Origin of the sequence: Paraburkholderia sp. RL18-085-BIA-A, from assembly GCF_046027075.1 — a bacterium.
Taxonomy (GTDB): Bacteria; Pseudomonadota; Gammaproteobacteria; order Burkholderiales; family Burkholderiaceae; genus Paraburkholderia.
The window spans coordinates 18,235-34,381 of sequence record NZ_JARESU010000020.1 but is presented as its reverse complement, the minus strand read 5'-3'; the positions used below and the strand labels follow the sequence as shown (position 1 = coordinate 34,381).

General features: G+C 62.0%; 15 protein-coding genes. 10 read left to right on the top strand and 5 right to left on the bottom strand.

What is annotated here, in order from left to right; genetic code table 11:
- Nucleotides 1-284 precede the first annotated feature (284 nt).
- The 9 genes from P0D89_RS16220 (at nucleotide 285) to P0D89_RS16180 (ending at nucleotide 7,770) form a co-directional block, all read left to right on the top strand.
- Nucleotides 285-1,385, top strand: a complete 1,101-nt coding sequence (locus P0D89_RS16220) for an NAD(P)-dependent alcohol dehydrogenase (protein ID WP_408359067.1) — start codon at nucleotides 285-287, stop codon at nucleotides 1,383-1,385.
- A 140-nt stretch (nucleotides 1,386-1,525) separates the two neighbouring features.
- Nucleotides 1,526-2,203 carry a cation efflux transmembrane domain-containing protein gene (locus P0D89_RS16215; protein ID WP_408359069.1) on the top strand — a complete coding sequence of 226 codons (678 nt, stop codon included), beginning with the start codon at nucleotides 1,526-1,528 and terminating at the stop codon, nucleotides 2,201-2,203.
- Nucleotides 2,204-2,223: 20 nt separating this feature from the next.
- Nucleotides 2,224-2,727 (top strand): Na+/H+ antiporter subunit E, encoded by a 504-nt coding sequence (locus P0D89_RS16210; protein ID WP_408359071.1) that lies wholly within the window; start codon nucleotides 2,224-2,226, stop codon nucleotides 2,725-2,727.
- Entirely contained in the window at nucleotides 2,720-2,980 is a 261-nt protein-coding gene (locus tag P0D89_RS16205) for an MrpF/PhaF family protein (RefSeq protein WP_408359073.1), read from the top strand. Before P0D89_RS16210 ends, P0D89_RS16205 begins: the two co-directional genes overlap by 8 nt.
- A 3-nt stretch (nucleotides 2,981-2,983) precedes the next feature.
- Nucleotides 2,984-3,226, top strand: coding sequence for a hydrogenase subunit MbhD domain-containing protein (locus P0D89_RS16200; protein WP_149674841.1), 243 nt, complete (start codon nucleotides 2,984-2,986; stop codon nucleotides 3,224-3,226).
- 3 nt (nucleotides 3,227-3,229) lie between these two features.
- The gene (mnhG, locus tag P0D89_RS16195) at nucleotides 3,230-3,574 is read left to right on the top strand and encodes a monovalent cation/H(+) antiporter subunit G (protein ID WP_408228115.1); all 345 of its coding nucleotides are present in this window, start codon (nucleotides 3,230-3,232) and stop codon (nucleotides 3,572-3,574) included.
- The gene (locus tag P0D89_RS16190; RefSeq protein WP_408359075.1) at nucleotides 3,574-4,290 is read left to right on the top strand and encodes a Na(+)/H(+) antiporter subunit B; all 717 of its coding nucleotides are present in this window, start codon (nucleotides 3,574-3,576) and stop codon (nucleotides 4,288-4,290) included. Before mnhG ends, P0D89_RS16190 begins: the two co-directional genes overlap by 1 nt.
- A gap of 16 nt (nucleotides 4,291-4,306) precedes the next feature.
- Entirely contained in the window at nucleotides 4,307-4,681 is a 375-nt protein-coding gene (locus P0D89_RS16185; RefSeq protein ID WP_408359077.1) for a sodium:proton antiporter, read from the top strand.
- Nucleotides 4,675-7,770, top strand: a complete 3,096-nt coding sequence (locus tag P0D89_RS16180; protein WP_408359079.1) for a complex I subunit 5 family protein — start codon at nucleotides 4,675-4,677, stop codon at nucleotides 7,768-7,770. Before P0D89_RS16185 ends, P0D89_RS16180 begins: the two co-directional genes overlap by 7 nt.
- Nucleotides 7,771-7,818: 48 nt before the next feature.
- On the opposite strand, the gene P0D89_RS16175 is transcribed toward P0D89_RS16180, so the two are convergent.
- The 4 genes from P0D89_RS16175 to P0D89_RS16160 form a co-directional block, all read right to left on the bottom strand.
- Nucleotides 7,819-9,510: a Na/Pi cotransporter family protein gene (locus P0D89_RS16175; protein ID WP_408359081.1), complete on the bottom strand. Its 1,692-nt coding sequence runs from the start codon at nucleotides 9,508-9,510 to the stop codon at nucleotides 7,819-7,821.
- A gap of 118 nt (nucleotides 9,511-9,628) precedes the next feature.
- Nucleotides 9,629-10,702, bottom strand: coding sequence for an AI-2E family transporter (locus P0D89_RS16170; RefSeq protein ID WP_408359083.1), 1,074 nt, complete (start codon nucleotides 10,700-10,702; stop codon nucleotides 9,629-9,631).
- Nucleotides 10,703-10,867: 165 nt separating this feature from the next.
- On the bottom strand, nucleotides 10,868-12,166 hold the full coding sequence (locus P0D89_RS16165) for a TAXI family TRAP transporter solute-binding subunit (protein ID WP_408359117.1): 1,299 nt from the start codon (nucleotides 12,164-12,166) through the stop codon (nucleotides 10,868-10,870).
- 61 nt (nucleotides 12,167-12,227) lie between these two features.
- A complete protein-coding gene (locus tag P0D89_RS16160; RefSeq protein WP_408376912.1) occupies nucleotides 12,228-12,539 on the bottom strand; it encodes a hypothetical protein in 312 nt (103 codons plus the stop codon).
- A 578-nt stretch (nucleotides 12,540-13,117) separates the two neighbouring features.
- Between P0D89_RS16160 and P0D89_RS16155 the strand changes: the two genes are divergently transcribed.
- Entirely contained in the window at nucleotides 13,118-15,241 is a 2,124-nt protein-coding gene (locus tag P0D89_RS16155) for a glycoside hydrolase family 28 protein (protein WP_408359087.1), read from the top strand.
- A gap of 217 nt (nucleotides 15,242-15,458) precedes the next feature.
- Here P0D89_RS16155 and P0D89_RS16150 read toward each other — a convergent pair whose 3' ends face one another.
- Nucleotides 15,459-16,145: a Vgb family protein gene (locus P0D89_RS16150; protein WP_408359089.1), complete on the bottom strand. Its 687-nt coding sequence runs from the start codon at nucleotides 16,143-16,145 to the stop codon at nucleotides 15,459-15,461.
- Between the last annotated feature and the right edge of the window lie 2 nt (nucleotides 16,146-16,147).

Genomic DNA, 16,147 nt, shown 5'->3' with positions numbered 1-16,147 from the left:
TTAGCCGATGCGACGGGAAGGACACCGAGCCTCTCGTCGCGTCGTTCTTCTGTTTTTGCAGATGCGCGCTGATTTCCATCAGGACTTCTGTGGATCACAAAGCTTGCAGTTTGATGATCGGCGTCAAGGCAAGCACCATTCCCAGCGGAGTAAGATGCAAACGCGGCTACGTCCGTCAGCAGTCGCGAATCAGCCGCGCCGTGTTCGCTGTCGGCACCGGTCTGTCGAAGGAAGTGCGAGCACCCTTGTGAGATGCCGTTGACCCAAACCGGAAGGAGACATTCATGACCGCCATGATGAAAGCCGCCGTATTCATCGAACCAGGCCGTATCGAACTCGCCGACAAGCCCCTGCCCGACGTGGGCGCCAACGACGCGCTCGTGCGCATCACCACCACCACGATCTGCGGCACCGACGTGCACATCCTGAAAGGCGAATATCCCGTCGCCAAAGGCTTGACGGTAGGCCACGAGCCCGTCGGCGTGATCGAAAAGCTCGGCAACGCGGTGGTCGGCTATCAGGAGGGACAGCGGGTGATCGCCGGCGCCATTTGTCCCAACTTCAATTCCTATGCTGCGCAAGACGGGGTCGCGTCGCAGGACGGCAGCTATCTGATCGCCAACGGACTGTGCGGTTGCCACGGCTATAAGGCCACGGCGGGCTGGCGCTTCGGCAATATGATCGACGGTACGCAGGCCGAATACGTGCTCGTGCCCGACGCGCAGGCGAACCTCGCGCCCATCCCCGACGGCTTGACCGACGAGCAGGTGCTGATGTGCCCCGACATCATGTCGACGGGCTTCAAGGGAGCGGAAAACGCCAACATCCGTATCGGCGACACGGTGGCCGTGTTCGCGCAAGGACCCATCGGCCTGTGCGCCACGGCGGGCGCGCGGCTGCTCGGCGCCACCACGATCATTGCAGTGGATGGCAACGACCATCGCCTCGGCATGGCGCGCAAGATGGGTGCCGACGTCACGCTCAATTTCAAGAATTGCGATGTGGTCGACGAGATCCTGAAGCTCACCGGCGGGCGCGGCGTGGATTCGTCGATCGAAGCGCTCGGCACCCAGGGCACGTTCGAGTCGGCGCTGCGCATCCTCAAACCAGGCGGCACGCTGTCGAGTCTCGGCGTGTACTCGTCCGATCTGACGATCCCGCTTGCGGCGTTCGCCGCGGGCCTCGGCGATCACAAGATCAGCACTGCGCTGTGTCCTGGCGGGAAGGAGCGCATGAGACGCCTGATGAACGTGGTGGAGTCGGGGCGCGTCGACCTTGGCGCGCTGGTCACGCACCACTACAAGCTGGACGACATCGTCGCGGCATACGATCTGTTTGCGAATCAGAGAGACGGAGTTCTCAAGGTGGCAATCAAGCCGCGCTGACCGGAGTGTGGTGCAGGAACCGGTTCGTTGTGCGAGGGGTGTGCAGCGAACCGTAACCGGACCTGGCCGCGCTTCGCGCCACGGCTCCCAACGGGTCCCCGTCTGCCGATGGCGATCTGAGTTAGGCCATCGAGGCAGCCATGTGCAGCCTCTCGCTGCTCGTGACCCGCCTGCTCAGCCAACAGACCAGCAGACGTTTCCAGCATGGCTTCTGGCATATCGAACCGCTGATGCTGACCTTCAACGGCAGTCTGTTAGCGGTGCTGTGCTTTTACGCATTCGTCAACGCGGTCAAACGCATGCTCGATGGCGCGCGTCAACTGGAATTCGGTTGGGGCATGTGGTACGCCGCGGCGATCGGCATCTTCTGCTTCTTCGCGTTCTTCAGACAGCGCAGCCTGAATCGCAGCATCGAATCCGAGGTGATCGGCCTCGATACCGAAAGCTGGCTGATGTCGGCCTGCATCGACTCGGCACCGTCGCTCGCTTTTTCGATAGCATGGATTCTGGACGGCACGCGTTACCGGCATATGACGCCATACATCGCCCCCGGCGTGCTGGCGCTGCTGACGCTGGTCCTGATACCGATGCCGGTCGGCACGAAAATCGGCGCAGTCAACGAAGTACTGCTCACTACCCCGCAAGACCCAGACCGCACTTTGCGCGAACTGACGCAAGCACTGACGTCGGACCACTATGCCTTCGTGTCACACTCGAGCGGCATCAAATTCCGCGCGCGATCCGGGCCCCGGTTGATTTGCCATAGGTTGTCACCTAGAATTTTTGCTGGCGCCCTCTTTTGGATCCTGAACACGTGACTTCGAACAGCGGAAAACCGGTGTCGTCATTTGTTCCTCAGGGCATGCCCGGCCTGTGGGTCATCCTGTTCGTCATCTGGATGATCGCCAACGCGTCGCTGGCCGTGGAGCCGGCGCTCGTCGGCGCGGCGATCACGTTCGTCCTTGCCCACGTCTTTGCGTCTTCCAGCGAAGCGTGGAGCCGGCTGCGCCCGACGCCTCGCGCGCTTTATCACTTCGTCGCCTATAGCGGCACCTTCGTCGTCGAACTGGTGCGCGCCAATATCAACATGATGACGTATGTGTACGCGCCGCGCGTCGATATCAAGCCGGGCATCGTCAAGGTCCGCACCCACCTGAAATCGCCGATCGGCCGCCTCGCGCTCGCCAATTCGATCGCGCTCACGCCGGGTTCGCTGGTCATGGATATTCGGGACGAGACACTATTCATCCACTGGCTCGACGTCAAGACAACGGATATCGACGAGGCCACGCAAGCGCTGGTGGTCCCTTTCGAAAAGCATCTGGAGAAAGTCTTTGGCTGAGATCATGCTGCGGATCGCCATGGTATTGATCTTCTTCGCGATCCTGTTCGGCGTGATCCGCCTGGTCCTCGGCAAGACGCTGATCGACAGGATCGTCGCCATCGACATGCTCACCGTCATCTCGATCTCGCTGATCGCGCTGTACGCACAGGTGTCGGGCCGTTTCGTCTATATCGATGTGGCACTCGTCTACGGGCTGCTCAGCTTTCTAGCCGTTCTCGCGATTGCTCGCTTTCTGGAAAGGGGGCTTTGAACCGTGCTCGAACTGCTCGTGCTGCTGGTGTGCGCCAGCATTCTCGTCAGCGGCATCCTGGCCGTCTGCCTGACTAACCTGATGGCCGCGATGGTCAGTTCGGGGCTCGCGAGCCTGTTCGCGGCGGTGGCTTTCCTGCTGCTCGCCGCGCCCGACGTGGCGATGGCCGAGGCGGCGATCGGCTCGGGACTCGCGACGTTCATCTTTCTCTACGCGATTCGTAAAACGGGCTATCAGAAGGGCTAGCGCATGATCGAACTGATCGGCAGCGTGTTCATCCTGGCGGGCGCGATATTCCTGTTCTCCGCCGGCCTCGGCCTGTTGCGCATGCCGGACGCGTACACCCGCATCCAGGCCGGCACCAAGGCCTCGACGCTCGGCAACATGCTGGTGCTGATCGGGCTCGCGTTCTATCACCCGAGCTGGACGTTCAGGCTGATCCTCGTCATCTATTTCGTGCTGGTGACGAACCCGGTGTCGTCGCATGCACTATCGCGCGCGGCGTGGCTGATCCGCACGCCGATGACATCGTCCACCGTGACAGACGCGCTCGCCGCCGAAGACGAGCGCGGCGCCGCGCCGAAGGAGTCGTGATGCGCCGCGTGTTTGTCATCGTGACGGTCGCGCTGTTCGCGCTGGTGTTCTGGCGCCTGATCGATGCCTACAGCGAGTTGCAGGCGCTGCGGCCGCTCGCGCAATACTACGTCGTGCAGGGACCGATCGAACTCGGCGCGCCGAACATCGTCACCGGCATTCTGATCACTTATCGCGGCTTCGATACGCTTGGCGAAGTCGCAGTGCTGTTCATGGTCGCGGCGAGCGTCGGCTTGCTGTTGAAAAGCGAAAGCACTGCAACTGCAACCGAAGCCGCAACAGAAGCCGAAGCCGACGACGACAGCGTCCCGCGCAGGCAACCCGGCGAGATCGTGCGAACCGGCATGCAGGTGCTGCTGCCGATGATCCTGACCTTCGGCGCGTACGTGATCGTCAACGGCCATCTGTCGGCCGGCGGCGGCTTCCAGGGCGGCGCGATCGTCGCTTCCGGCGCGATGCTGATGCTGCTCGCGCGGCCCGGCGCGGCGCTGAACGTCGCACTGCTGAGCGTCGTCGAATCGTTTGCCGGCGTGATCTACGTAATGATCGGCATTCTGGGTCTGGTGCTGGCGGGTGGCTTTCTCGATGCCCGTTTTCTGCCGCGCGGCGAGTTCGGCGCGTTTTTCAGCGCCGGCGCGATACCCCTCATTTCGGCGTTGCTCGGCGTGAAGGTTGGCGCGGAGCTGAGCGTCATCATCGACCGGTTCAGAAGCTGAGCGAGGAGAACAGCGCATGACCACGGGCCTGCCGGTTTCGACCATCCTGCTGATCACGGGCTTCTGCCTCGCGTTGATCGGCTTGTGGGGGATGCTGACCCAGCGCAATATCCTGCGCATCATCATCGGCTTCGCGCTGATCGACACGGGGCTGCATATCGTGATGGTCGCGACCGGCTATATCCGCGGCGGCACAGCGCCGATCATCGACGCCGCGTTGAGCAAGGCGGACGCCGCGCGGCGCGCGATCGACCCGGTGCCGTCGGCGCTGGTGGTCACCGCGATCGTGATCGGCCTTTCGGTCACGGCGGTCATGCTGGCGTTCGCGATCCGCCTGTATGCGGCGAAAAAGACGCTTTCCATCGACGCGTTCACAGAGTCGAAATGGTAGCCGCGCTGTTTCATCCGCTGCATATCTTCATTCTCGGCCTGGGGGGCGGCTTCGTCATTCCGCTGCTGTACCGGCTCGGCAAGCCGTGGCTGACGGCCGGCTTCTTCATCGCGCTCACCGGCATCGTGCTCGTGAGCGGCGTGTCGTTCTTCGGTCTGCTGGACGGCGGCCAGACGATCGAAGTGCTGACGGCGGGCGCGCAGCCGCCGGTTTCGATCAATCTGCGCTTCGGCGTGTGGGAAGGCTTCTTCACGCTGAGCGTCAACGTGGTGGCGCTGCTCGGCGCGCTGCAATTGTGGGACCGTCTGCGCGGCAATTACGCCGCGCTGCTGCTGTATCTGATTCTCGTGATGGGCATCGACGGCATGGTGATGACGCGCGACCTGTTCAATCTGTTCGTGTTTCTGGAGATCGTTTCGATCGCCACGTACGGGCTGCTCGGACTGGATCGCACGCCGGCCGCGCTGGCCGCCGCGTTCAAGTACATCATGGCGACGGTCATCGCGTCGACCCTGTTCCTGTTCGGCGCGGTGCTGCTTTACTACGTGACGGGGACGCTGAACATCGACGATCTGATCGCCGTCCGCGCGAGCCTCGACAGTCCGATCGCCGTCACGGCAGTGCTGCTTGTGTTCGCCTGCCTCGTGATCGAACTCAAGCCGTTTCCGGCGAACGGGTGGGGGCTCGATGTCTACGAAACCGCGCCGAGCGGCATTGCCGCGCTGGTGTCGGTCGGCGTGTCGGCTGGGGTGTTTTTCGCGCTGCTCAAGCTGCTGCCGCTGTTCGAACGCCAGCTCGGTCTGATCGCGGTCTCCGGCGGCCTGACCTTCCTGTTCTCCAATCTGCTCGCGCTCAAGCAGACGAAACCGCAGCGGGTGCTCGGCTATTCGTCGATCGGGCAGATGGGCCTGCTGATGCTGGCGCTCGCGCTGCTGCGGCAAGTGGGCGCCGATACCTCGATCCCGCTTGTGGTCGGCGGCCTGTTCATCAACCATCTGTTCGCCAAGGCGGGGCTGTTCTGGCTTATCGGCATTCTCAGGCGGCATGGCGTCCATGCACGCGCGGTCCTGTCGCGCAGTCCGCTGCTGATTGGTCTGCTCGGCCTCTTCATGGTCGCGATTGCGGGGCTGCCGCCGTTTCCCGGCTTCTGGGCGAAATGGGAACTGGTCATGCAGTTGACCGTCGCCGGCAAGCCCTACTGGATCGTGCTCATTCTGACCGGCTCGCTGCTCGAAGCGGCCTACATGTTCCACTGGTTCGTGGGCGCGCTGCATCCGTCCGACGACGAGATCACGGCCGGCCCCGATCTGGCCGCGCTGCTGCCGCTATTCGGCGTGGCGGTGCTCCTGATTGCCGCTGGCTACGCCGGCGCTTCGTTCTCGGGCGCGGGATCGGCATGGATGTTTTCCCCGCTCGTCGCGGGCGCGCTGCTCTATGCGGGCGATCGTCTGCCGGGCCGGCTCAAGGGCGTGCTGACGCTGATCGCCGTCGCGCTAGTGGGCCCGTGGCTCGCCGAAGCCGCAGATGGCATCGCCCAGCTGTTTGCGTGGCTGCTGCTCGCCGGCAGCTTCGTGATCGCGGCGGCGAGCCTCTATCGCAACGATGTGCGCTCGGGCTTCTATCCGATGCTGGTGGTTCTACTGCTGTCGATCCCGGCGCTGCTGCGTTCCACCACGACGCTCGAATTCTTCTATAGCTGGGAAATCATCACGCTGTCGTCCTGCTTCCTGATCGCGAAATGCCGCAGCGCCGGACCACATGTGCTGACCTTCCTGCTGTTCTCGCTGCTGTCGGCGTTCTTTCTGCTGGCCGGCTTCGCCGCCGTCGCGGCGCTCGACGGCACTATCGAACTGGCGGCGCTTGTCAGATCGGGCCCGGACGCGAGCCGTGCATTCGTGTTGCTGGCCACCGGTTTTCTGATCAAGGCGGGCGCCATCGGCGTGCATGTGTGGCTGCCGGGCGCGTACACGGAAGCGGAAGACGACGTGACCGCGATGCTGTCGGCGGTCGTCAGCAAGGTGGCGATGTTCGGCCTGCTGATCGGCACTTATCTGACGATACGCTCCGAAGTCGGACTCGATCTCGCGCATGTGATGGCGTGGATCGGCATGCTGACGACCCTCGCAGGCGCACTGATGGCGCTACGGCAAAACGACTTCAAGCGGCTGCTCGCGTACTCCAGCATGAGCCAGCTCGGCTATGTCGTCACTGCGATAGCGTTGATGAGCCATCTCGGCTGGGTCACGGCGCTGTATCTGGTCGCCAACCACATGCTGGTGAAGGGGATTCTGTTCCTCGCGCTGGCGGGCATCATCCTGCGCACGGGCACGCACAACTTCGCCGAAACGGGTGGCCTTGCCCGCGCGATGCCGTTCACCTTCGCGCTGGTGCTGGTCGCCCTCGTTTCGATGTCGGGCTTACCGCCGCTGATGGGCTTCGGCGGCAAGTGGCTGCTGCTGAGTGCGATGACGAGCAAGGGCTGGTACGGCCTCGCCGTGTGCGGACTGATGGCGACGTTCATCGGCTTTCTCTACATGATCCGCTTTGTCAGCGGTCTGTTCCTCGGGCGTCGCCGGACCGTTCAGTCCGAAGTGAGCGAAGCGCCGCTTTTGCTGCTCGTGCCGCAACTGGTTCTGGTGGTCGGCATCATCGTGCTGTCCTTTTTCCCGAAGCTTTTGATCGAACCGGTTTCGGCGGCGATCGATCCGCAGTTTGCCTCGACGCTGGTGTGGGAAGGCATGTCGCTGGAGAGCATCTACGGTTTCTGGAATCCGACACCCGTCGTGCTCGTCGTGCTGGCCGTGGCCGCTGTGCTGTTCGCGCTGTTCGTGCTGTTCTACCGCAGCCGGCGCCGAAAGGACAACAACGTCCCCGGCTTCTTCAGGTTCTACCGGCCGATCCTCGCGCGCACGGTGCCGCCATTTGCGATGATGTTCTGGCGCGGCGTGTCGCATTTCGCGCTCGCCGCCGCGGGTAGGATACGCAGGGTCTATACCGGCGACGCGCAGACCTACGCGCTCTACGTGCTCGGCTATTTTCTGGCGATTTATTTTGCCAGCACGGGGCTTGGCGGCGGTTGGGCACGTTAGGGACCGCGCTGATCGCGGCCCCCGGTTGCGTGTCCTCTCCCTAACGCCCTAGCGCAACTCTTCGGCCGTTTTCGCTATCGCCCTTGCGAATTGCGCGATCTGCCGGCCGTGTTCGATCAGATCCATCGCCAGCCGGAAGGTCTGCACATCGGCCTTGTCCGCGAGTTGCAGTTTAGCCAGCACCACCTGGCGGGCCGCCGACGCGAGCTTTTCGATCTCGCCTTTCGCCGCGATGACCTCGGACGCTTCGCTCGCGCCGGCCTCGTCGATCGTGCGAATCGCCTGTTCGAGATTGCGCATCACGGCGTCCGTAAACTGGGTGGTCGCCGGATCGCGCAAACGGGTGAGGTCGATCTGGTGCATCAGCCTCTGCTGGCTGGCCGACACCAGGTTAGTCCCGACAATGCCGCTGATGCTCTCCAGGTTGGACGCGACCTGCGTGAACCCGACCATCTGCTGGCCTTCATCCTCCGAGTGCTCCACCTGCGACAAGTGGCCGATATAGTGAAGAATCTCCGAAGCCAGCCGGTCGGTTTCCTTGTCGTGATCGAGCAGCAGGTTGATCTCTTCGATGGTGCCGTTGGACACCATCTGGGTGCCGCGCCGGACGATCTTCAATACCTCCTTGCCCAGTCGCATCAGCTCGATGCGCACCCGTTGAAGTCCGACCGAAGGGACTGTCAGCGACGACTTGTCGAGATAAACCGGGTCGCCTGTCCGCCTGACTTCGTGCGCGCGCTTCGGCACGATGAACTCGGCAAGCCGGGCAATCGGTCCGGTGAACCAGATCAGGATCAGCGTGCTTGCCACGCTGAATATCGTGTGAGCGTTGGCGACCTGGCGCGGCGTTTCGGCCGCCAGTCGCGCCACGCCTTGCAGCTCCGGATACGACGGCGAGACATGCCGCACCACGTCCGCCATCTGCGGGATAAAGAACACAAAGAACAGCACGCCCAGCAGATTGAAGATCAGATGCACGGCACCCACCTGGACCGCCTCGGCTGCCTTCCCGATCGACGCGAGCAGCGCCGTGCCGCACGTGCCCACCTTGGCGCCGAGGATCACCGCGATGCCCACTTCGAGCGGCATCAGACCCTGGGCGCCCAGAGCGATCACGATGGCGAGCGTCGCCGCCGAGCTTTGCACGACGGCGGTGAAAATCGCGCCGACCATGATGCCGACCACCGGATTCTCCATGTCCTGCATCGCGTCGATGAAAGGCTGGAACGTGCGCAGCGGACGCGTCGCGTCGCCCATCAGTTCGATGCCGAGGAACAGCAGACCGAGCCCCAGCAGCACCCGGCCGACCTGCCGTAACAGATCGCGCCCGCCGAACGCATGCAGCGTGAAACCTATCGCCAGCATGAACGGCGTCAGCTTCGATACGTCGAAAGCGATGATCTGCGCGGTGACGGTGGAGCCAATGTTCGCGCCCATGATCATCGGCACCGACTGGGTCAGCGTCATCAAGCCTGAGGAAACGAACCCGACCATCAGGACCGTGGTGATGGTCGATGAATTCAGCAACGCGGTCACGACGGCGCCGGCCAGCACGCCACGGAACCGGCTCGCGGTCAACATGCCCAGCAGCGCCTGCAACCTCGATCCGGCGATCGCCTTCAGGCCGCCGGTCATGAACTCCAGGCCGAGAAGGAACAGGGCGAGGCCGCCGATCAACAGCCCGAAGATCTGGACCAGATTCAGGCTGCTGGCGTCTATTCCTGCGGAGTAAGGAGTCATGGTGCTGCGCCTTTGGTCATGATGCGCGTTCATGAAAAGAATCACCGCCGACGGTCTGCCGATTCCATCCGGCTCGCGCGATATCGCGCAACAAAACGTTCGTTACTGTTCGCCCGCCTCACGCGAGCGGCGCATTTCCACCGTAATCCAGCCGGCCGTTTTTCGACAATAGGACCGCGACGGGCCTCGTCATTTCGAACTCCGAGAAAATGATGATCACGATGACGGTGATCGGCACCGCGAGAAACGCGCCGGAGACGCCCCAGATCGCCGACCAGATCGCCATGCTCGCCAGGATCGCAAACGGACTCAGATTCAGGGAGTTGCCCATCAGGTAAGGATCGAGTATGTTGCCGATCACGAATTGAATGGCGGTCAGCGACAACAGCACGATCAGTACTTCGTTGACCTCACCGAATTGCAGCACCGACATCAGCGTCGGAAAAACGATGCCCAACACCGAGCCGATATAAGGCACGTAGTTGAGCAGCGCAATCAGCACCGCCCACAGCCCGGCGAATTCGAGCCCGACGCTGCGCATCGCGCCCCAGCATATGGCGCCGAGCACCACGCCGAGCAGCGTCTTCAGTGCGAGATAGGCGCCGATGCGCCGGTTGATGTCGGTGACGACGCTCTTGATACGCGCGGCGTTAGTTGAATTCGCCGATATGTTCGCCAGCTTCTCGTTGAAGGTTCGATGCTCGACGAGCAGAAAGCTTGCATACAACAGCACGACGAAGACGTTGACTATCACCGCCGACAGCGACGTCAGCATGCTCGCCACGAGCGCCTGAACGTTGAACTGTGCGAGCATGTCACGCCGCAGCGAATCCCACGTGGGCTCGGTTTCCAGATGCAGAAGCACCGCCGCTTTCTGGATCAGCGTAAGCACGGACTCCTGATAGCGAGGCGCCAGCGCGACGAGAGCGTCGTAGTTCTCGACGAGCATGTCGACAGCAAAGAAAATTCCGGCTGCGATCAGGAACGCGGACAGCGCATAACGCAACTGGATCGGCATCCGCTCGCCGATAACCGGTATGCGCTCCAGCAATCGCGTGAAGCCGACGATCACATAGACCGCAATGACGCCGAACACAATGGGAACGAAGACGGTGCGCCCGATGTAGAGCACCCAGCCCACAATCAGCAGCAGTACGACAACGCATACGGACGCCTGCAATCTGTCGGTCATGTGTCAATGCTCCATTGATCTGCGAACCGCTCGCGTTGGGGTATCGCCGAATCCGATAGCCGCGATTATCGCCTGCGCCGACTGCGCGAGCCACTCACCTTAGCGCATTGCGATGTCAATTGGCACATCGGCGCCGGGTTCAGGCCATTCGTTTCGGCACAGCGGCTATGTCTTCACCTTCGCCGCGACCTGGGAAATCCGATCCCTCACGACGCCAATCGCCTGCTTGAGCGCATACACATCCTGAAAGTAGCGATGCGGAATCCGTATCTCGCTCGCATGCGCATCGATGCTGTCGATTTCATCGCGCCACTTCGCAATCTCGCTTAGGGTCGGCTGCGTGTTTTTCCACGTTTCATCTTCCAGCGATTTGATTTCCCGATACCACACGACCAATCTTTTTTTGATCCGCGTCTCTACCATGCCCGGCAACGCCTGCAGCAAACCGACCAACAAGGCCATGAACGGCAGCAGAATAAGGAATCGTCTTTCGATCAGGCTGGCCAGCCAGAAGGGAAGGTAACGTTGCAGGAACGGCCGCCCGGATTTGAAATAGCGCGTGCTCTCGTCGGAGATGGGAAATTCCTCGGTATTCAGATTGGGAAACGTGCCCAGCGGCGTAAAGTAATCTTCGCCGCCGTGGACCGTTTTGGCCACGTCCAGCAGCAGATAGACCAGCGCCGGGTGCAGCGTGTCCTTCGAGACCAGCAAAGCTGTGGCGGCGAGCAGCGTGACATCCTCGCGCGGCAAATCGTTGACGATGCTGGTCGACGCACGCGGGTAGATAACTTTCGAGAGCGACGGGAATTTCTGCACCAACGCTTCGGCCTGCGCGAAGCTCATCAGCTTGAGGTCGCTGTTCAGCAGCGTTTTCTGCATCGAAGCGTCGGGTCTGCCGATAAAGAACGCAGCATCCAGTTGACCGCTTTCGAGGCCTCGATATGCGTTGGACGCATCCATTTCCACCAGCGTGGTGTTGTCGCGGGTGACGCCGCTATAGCCGAGCAGGACCAGCGAAACATGAAGCAGCCCGCTGCCGGGAATGCCGATGGCAACCTTCTTGCCGCGCAGTTGCGCGAGCTTGTTGATGACGGTATCGCCGCGATAGAACACCCAGATCGGTTCGTATGAAACGGCGGCGATAGTCTGCAACTGATCTGTTTCTTTGGGACTCGTGGTGCCGGACTGGATGAAGCCCACTTGATATTCGCTGTCGGGATTCGTCAGCCGCTCATAATTTTCGACCGAACCGGAAGAACTGCGGATATCGAGCGCGATGCCTGCTCGCTTCAGGAGCGGCGCATAGTGATCCGCAAAGCCGCGGTAGATACCATTGTCGGCACCGGTCGTGATGACTATCGTGCGCTGAAGAGCGGGTTTGAGCGCCGCCACCAGCGCCCAGCCGAGCACGACCAACAGTACGGTCATGCAGATGATGAGAAGCCGCCGGCGCTCCCGCGTCATGCGGGCTTTCTGGACACGATGAAGCGCCGGATTGTGTCTGGCCATCGCAAGCCCTCTCTCGTCAGGCTTCCCCTAGGTGGACTGGCTCGGGGCAAGCGTTGTTGTGCAGCGCCGCTGATACTCGCCGAAACATGGTGATGTTCATCGCCTCACGCGTGTGGCTTGTCGCCTCGCCAGTCATGTCGAGCAGGAAACCGGATAACGCAGCCGCTCGATCATGTTGAGCCACCACTTTCGAGTTCATGCTTTCGAGTTCATTGCGGCCGCTCAATTCTTCCGCTTCCTCGGTCTTACGATACCAGATTGTCTTGTCGCGACGACGGCCATTGAGCGCTGAAGGGCCATTGAAAGGCCGCTGAAGGTCCAGGTGCAAATCCGGTTGCGATCGTCACGTCACGAGGCTGCCCCGTGGCGTTAGCGCGGTGGTTACTTATATGTCATCCTACCACTTACCAATTCTTCAATAACTTTCCAAAGACGCATCAATCCGCCGTGAACCGCATATTTACAGATATGTAACAAATAACTGTCTTACACTCCGGGTAAATACCGCATGTACGGCAGCGCTCGCGTCCAATAGAATTTATACGTCATCGTATAACAAGCATGTGGAGACATTATGGGCGGGATTCTGCCGAACGGCGCGTGCACGGACGCAAAGTCTCCCCATTCACTGACTGGGACCGGCAATGTCCCGAAGGGGCAATCAGCCCGCCTCGCGTCGTCACATCTAGCGCGCTTTCTTGAACGTGACCGATGCGCCGACTCGCGTACCGGCGCTGCAAAGTGGACTCCGGTTTGATCGACAACTGACCAGAGCCACCGATCACTTCGGGCGACGGCCCTGATCGCCGGACTTGCCGAGAACAAAAAATAGAGCCTCCGCAACCCCGTTGAACTGAATCGACGAAGCATCTAAATAGTTAGTATTCTTTATTAAAAGGATGGTCCATGCTTTACAGATTTGGCGTTATCCCATGTTTAGTCGTCACACTCGCCGCCTCGCTTGCCGCTTGCGGCAGCGGTGACAACTCGCCGTCCGCTGCGACCGGCAACACCGCCACAACGCCCGCAGCGCCACCGGCTCCGTTCAAGGTCGGTGTGACGACGAGCGATGCCGCGCTTCCGCCGGCGCCGCAACTGCCTACGGACGCCCAGGTCTGCAGCACGCTCGAAGCAAGCAACTCGCTGGTGCGCCAGCCCAGCGGCGCGCTCGGACCCGAGGCCGATAACGGCACGACATCGGCCATTCTCAACCCGGATCAGGCGCGCATCCAGGCTGCGCTCGACGCGTGCGGCGCCGCGGTCGACGCCCAGGTCGGCGCGGCCATCTCCGCCGCCGACGCCGCCGCAGCGGCATCGCAGACTGCCGCTGCAGTGCCCAACAAAAACATTGCCGGCGCATCCGCGCAACAGTTGGCCGCCCCCCAATACCGCGCGTCGCAGTTCGTCGTGCGTCTGGTCGTGTCGAGCACCGGCGCGGGCAACGCGTTCATCACCGGACCGCTCACGCTGCCCTCCGGCGTCACGCTGTGGGTCGACACCGGCGTGACCGTCTACGCGACGCGCGACGTGATGGCCTACGCGCCCAATGCAGCCGGCCCGTATTGCGCTAACACGGCCGTCAGTTCTACCAAGGCCGGCAGTTCCAGTAACTGTCTGCCGCTGATCGGCGGCAGCTACCTCGTGAATTCGGCGGTTGTCGGCGGCGGCAGCATCGACAGCCGGGCCGCGTCCGAGATCGTCAGCTCGAACAACCTCTATCCGCTGATGCGAGTCGATCTGACCTGCACGAACACCTACGCGGCCTATTCGAAGGGTCTGCAGGCCACCACCGGCACGCCTTGCGACGACGGCGGCACCTTCGTCAACACGTCGGCCTCGGCCCGGCACATGACCTGGTGGGATCTGGCCTGGCTCGGCAACATGATCGAGAACGGCACGAGCGGCGTTGGTTCGCAGTCGAACTTCCGCATGATGGTGTTCAACTACGCGAAGAATCTGACGCTGTTCGGCATCACGCTGAACAACAGCGCCAATTTCCACGTGGTGCCTAGCGGCGTCGACGGCCTTACGGTCTGGAACGTCAAGGTTCAGACGCCGTCGCTGTCCGCCTCGGCGAACCCGGCGGGTAACGGCAATCCCAACTATCTGGGCATGGTGCCGACCATCGACACGGCCAAGAACACCGACGCGTTCGATCCGGGTTCATCGTCCAAGCCAGTGGTTCAGGCGTTGACGATCGGCAGCACGAAGACCTCGACGGCCGGCAAGATCTCGTTCGACGGGTACCTGAAGAATGCCGTGTTCGCCTACAACTACATCAGCACCGGCGACGACGACATTTCCCCGAAGGGATCGAACAACCCGAGCCCGGCTGGCTCAGGACTGTTCGGCATCGACGGTAATCGCGACGTCGCGAGCGACCGGAAGTACGGTTTCGTGATCGCCCACAACCATATTTATGCGGGCCACGGCATCTCGATCGGCAGCGAAACCAATGCCGGCGTCACCAACATCCAGGTCTACGACAATTCGTTCGACGGCTCGGAACAGGCGCTGCGCATCAAGTCCGACTGGGCGCGCGGCGGCATCGTGACCAACATCAACTACAACAACATCTGTATTCGCAATAGCGGTCAGGCGCTGCTCTTCACGCCGTACTACAGCACCAAGGCGTTGCCGAATCCGACCTCGCCGCTGTATCCGGACTTCCACGATATTTCGCTGTCGAACATCCACATCATCGGTGGCACGTCGGCGATCTTCGAGGGATTCGAGGCGAATAGCGGCGGCATCACCCATGCGGCGCTCCCGCTCGGCATGACGCTCACCAACGTTCTCGCCGATTCGCCGAGCAACGTGGCGGTCACCACGTCCGACGCGAACCTGACGCTGAACAACGTGAACCTGCCGATCTTCCCGTCGACCGCGAACCGGGTCGTGCTGAACGGCACCGCATCGCAGTCGCTGAGCACCGCGAGCGCGGTGGACTGCAGCAGCGCATACGTCGATTTTCCGGGCATTGGGGATTCGTCGCCGTCCGGTCAGACGTGGACGGGTTCGTCGCAGTAAGCAGGGTGAGCGATGGCGTGCAGCGTGAATAAGGCTGCACGCACTGATGCTGAAGCTTGCGTTGACACATCTGTTTGAACGGCCCGTTCGAGTTTCTCGAACGGGCCGTGTTGCTTCTACATTGCACGAGGACGCCGCCTTGCGGATAGAACGAGTGCGCGGCCGACAAGTTGCGCCAATAGTCACTGACCTTCCGGCCAAGGCCGAATACGCTCGATCACTCGCTCGTCGAATCGACAGGCACCTCGGAGCCGCTACTGTCCGCGTCCCCTCGTTTTGGCCGCCGGACTGCTCTCACCTTGCCGCTGCTTCCGCCGCCGCAGAAGAAACGCTCGTCACCATCGGACTCCAGCCCCGACACGGCCACTCCGTCCGGCATCTCGACGCTCTCCAGCACTTCCCCCGTTCGAGGATCGATCCTTCGCAGCTCGCTCGCGTCATCTTCCCAGGTGCCGTGCCACAGCTCGCCGTCGACCCACGTGACGCCGGTGACGAAGCGATTGGACTCGATCGTGCGGAGAATCGCGCCCGTTTCGGGATCGATCTGATAAATCTTGCGCTCCGGATAGTGCCCCACCCAGAGTGTCCCTTCGGCCCAGGTGAGCCCCGAGTCGGCACCGCCGCCAGGCGCTGGGATGGTCGCGAGCACTCGGCCGGTGTTCGGATCGATCTTCCGGATGCGGCCGCCAGCGATCTGGAACAGATGCTCGCCGTCGAAGGCCGTGCCCGCGTCCGCGGCGACCTCGATCGAGCGTAGCGCTTTGCCCGTCGCGGGATCGAAGGCGTTCAACCGGTCGCCGCCGGCAATCCAGACTTGCTGGCCGTCAAACGTGACCCCATGCACTTTATCGACATCCGGAAAGGGCCCATATTCACGGATGATTTCAGCCGCCGATCGCTTCATGT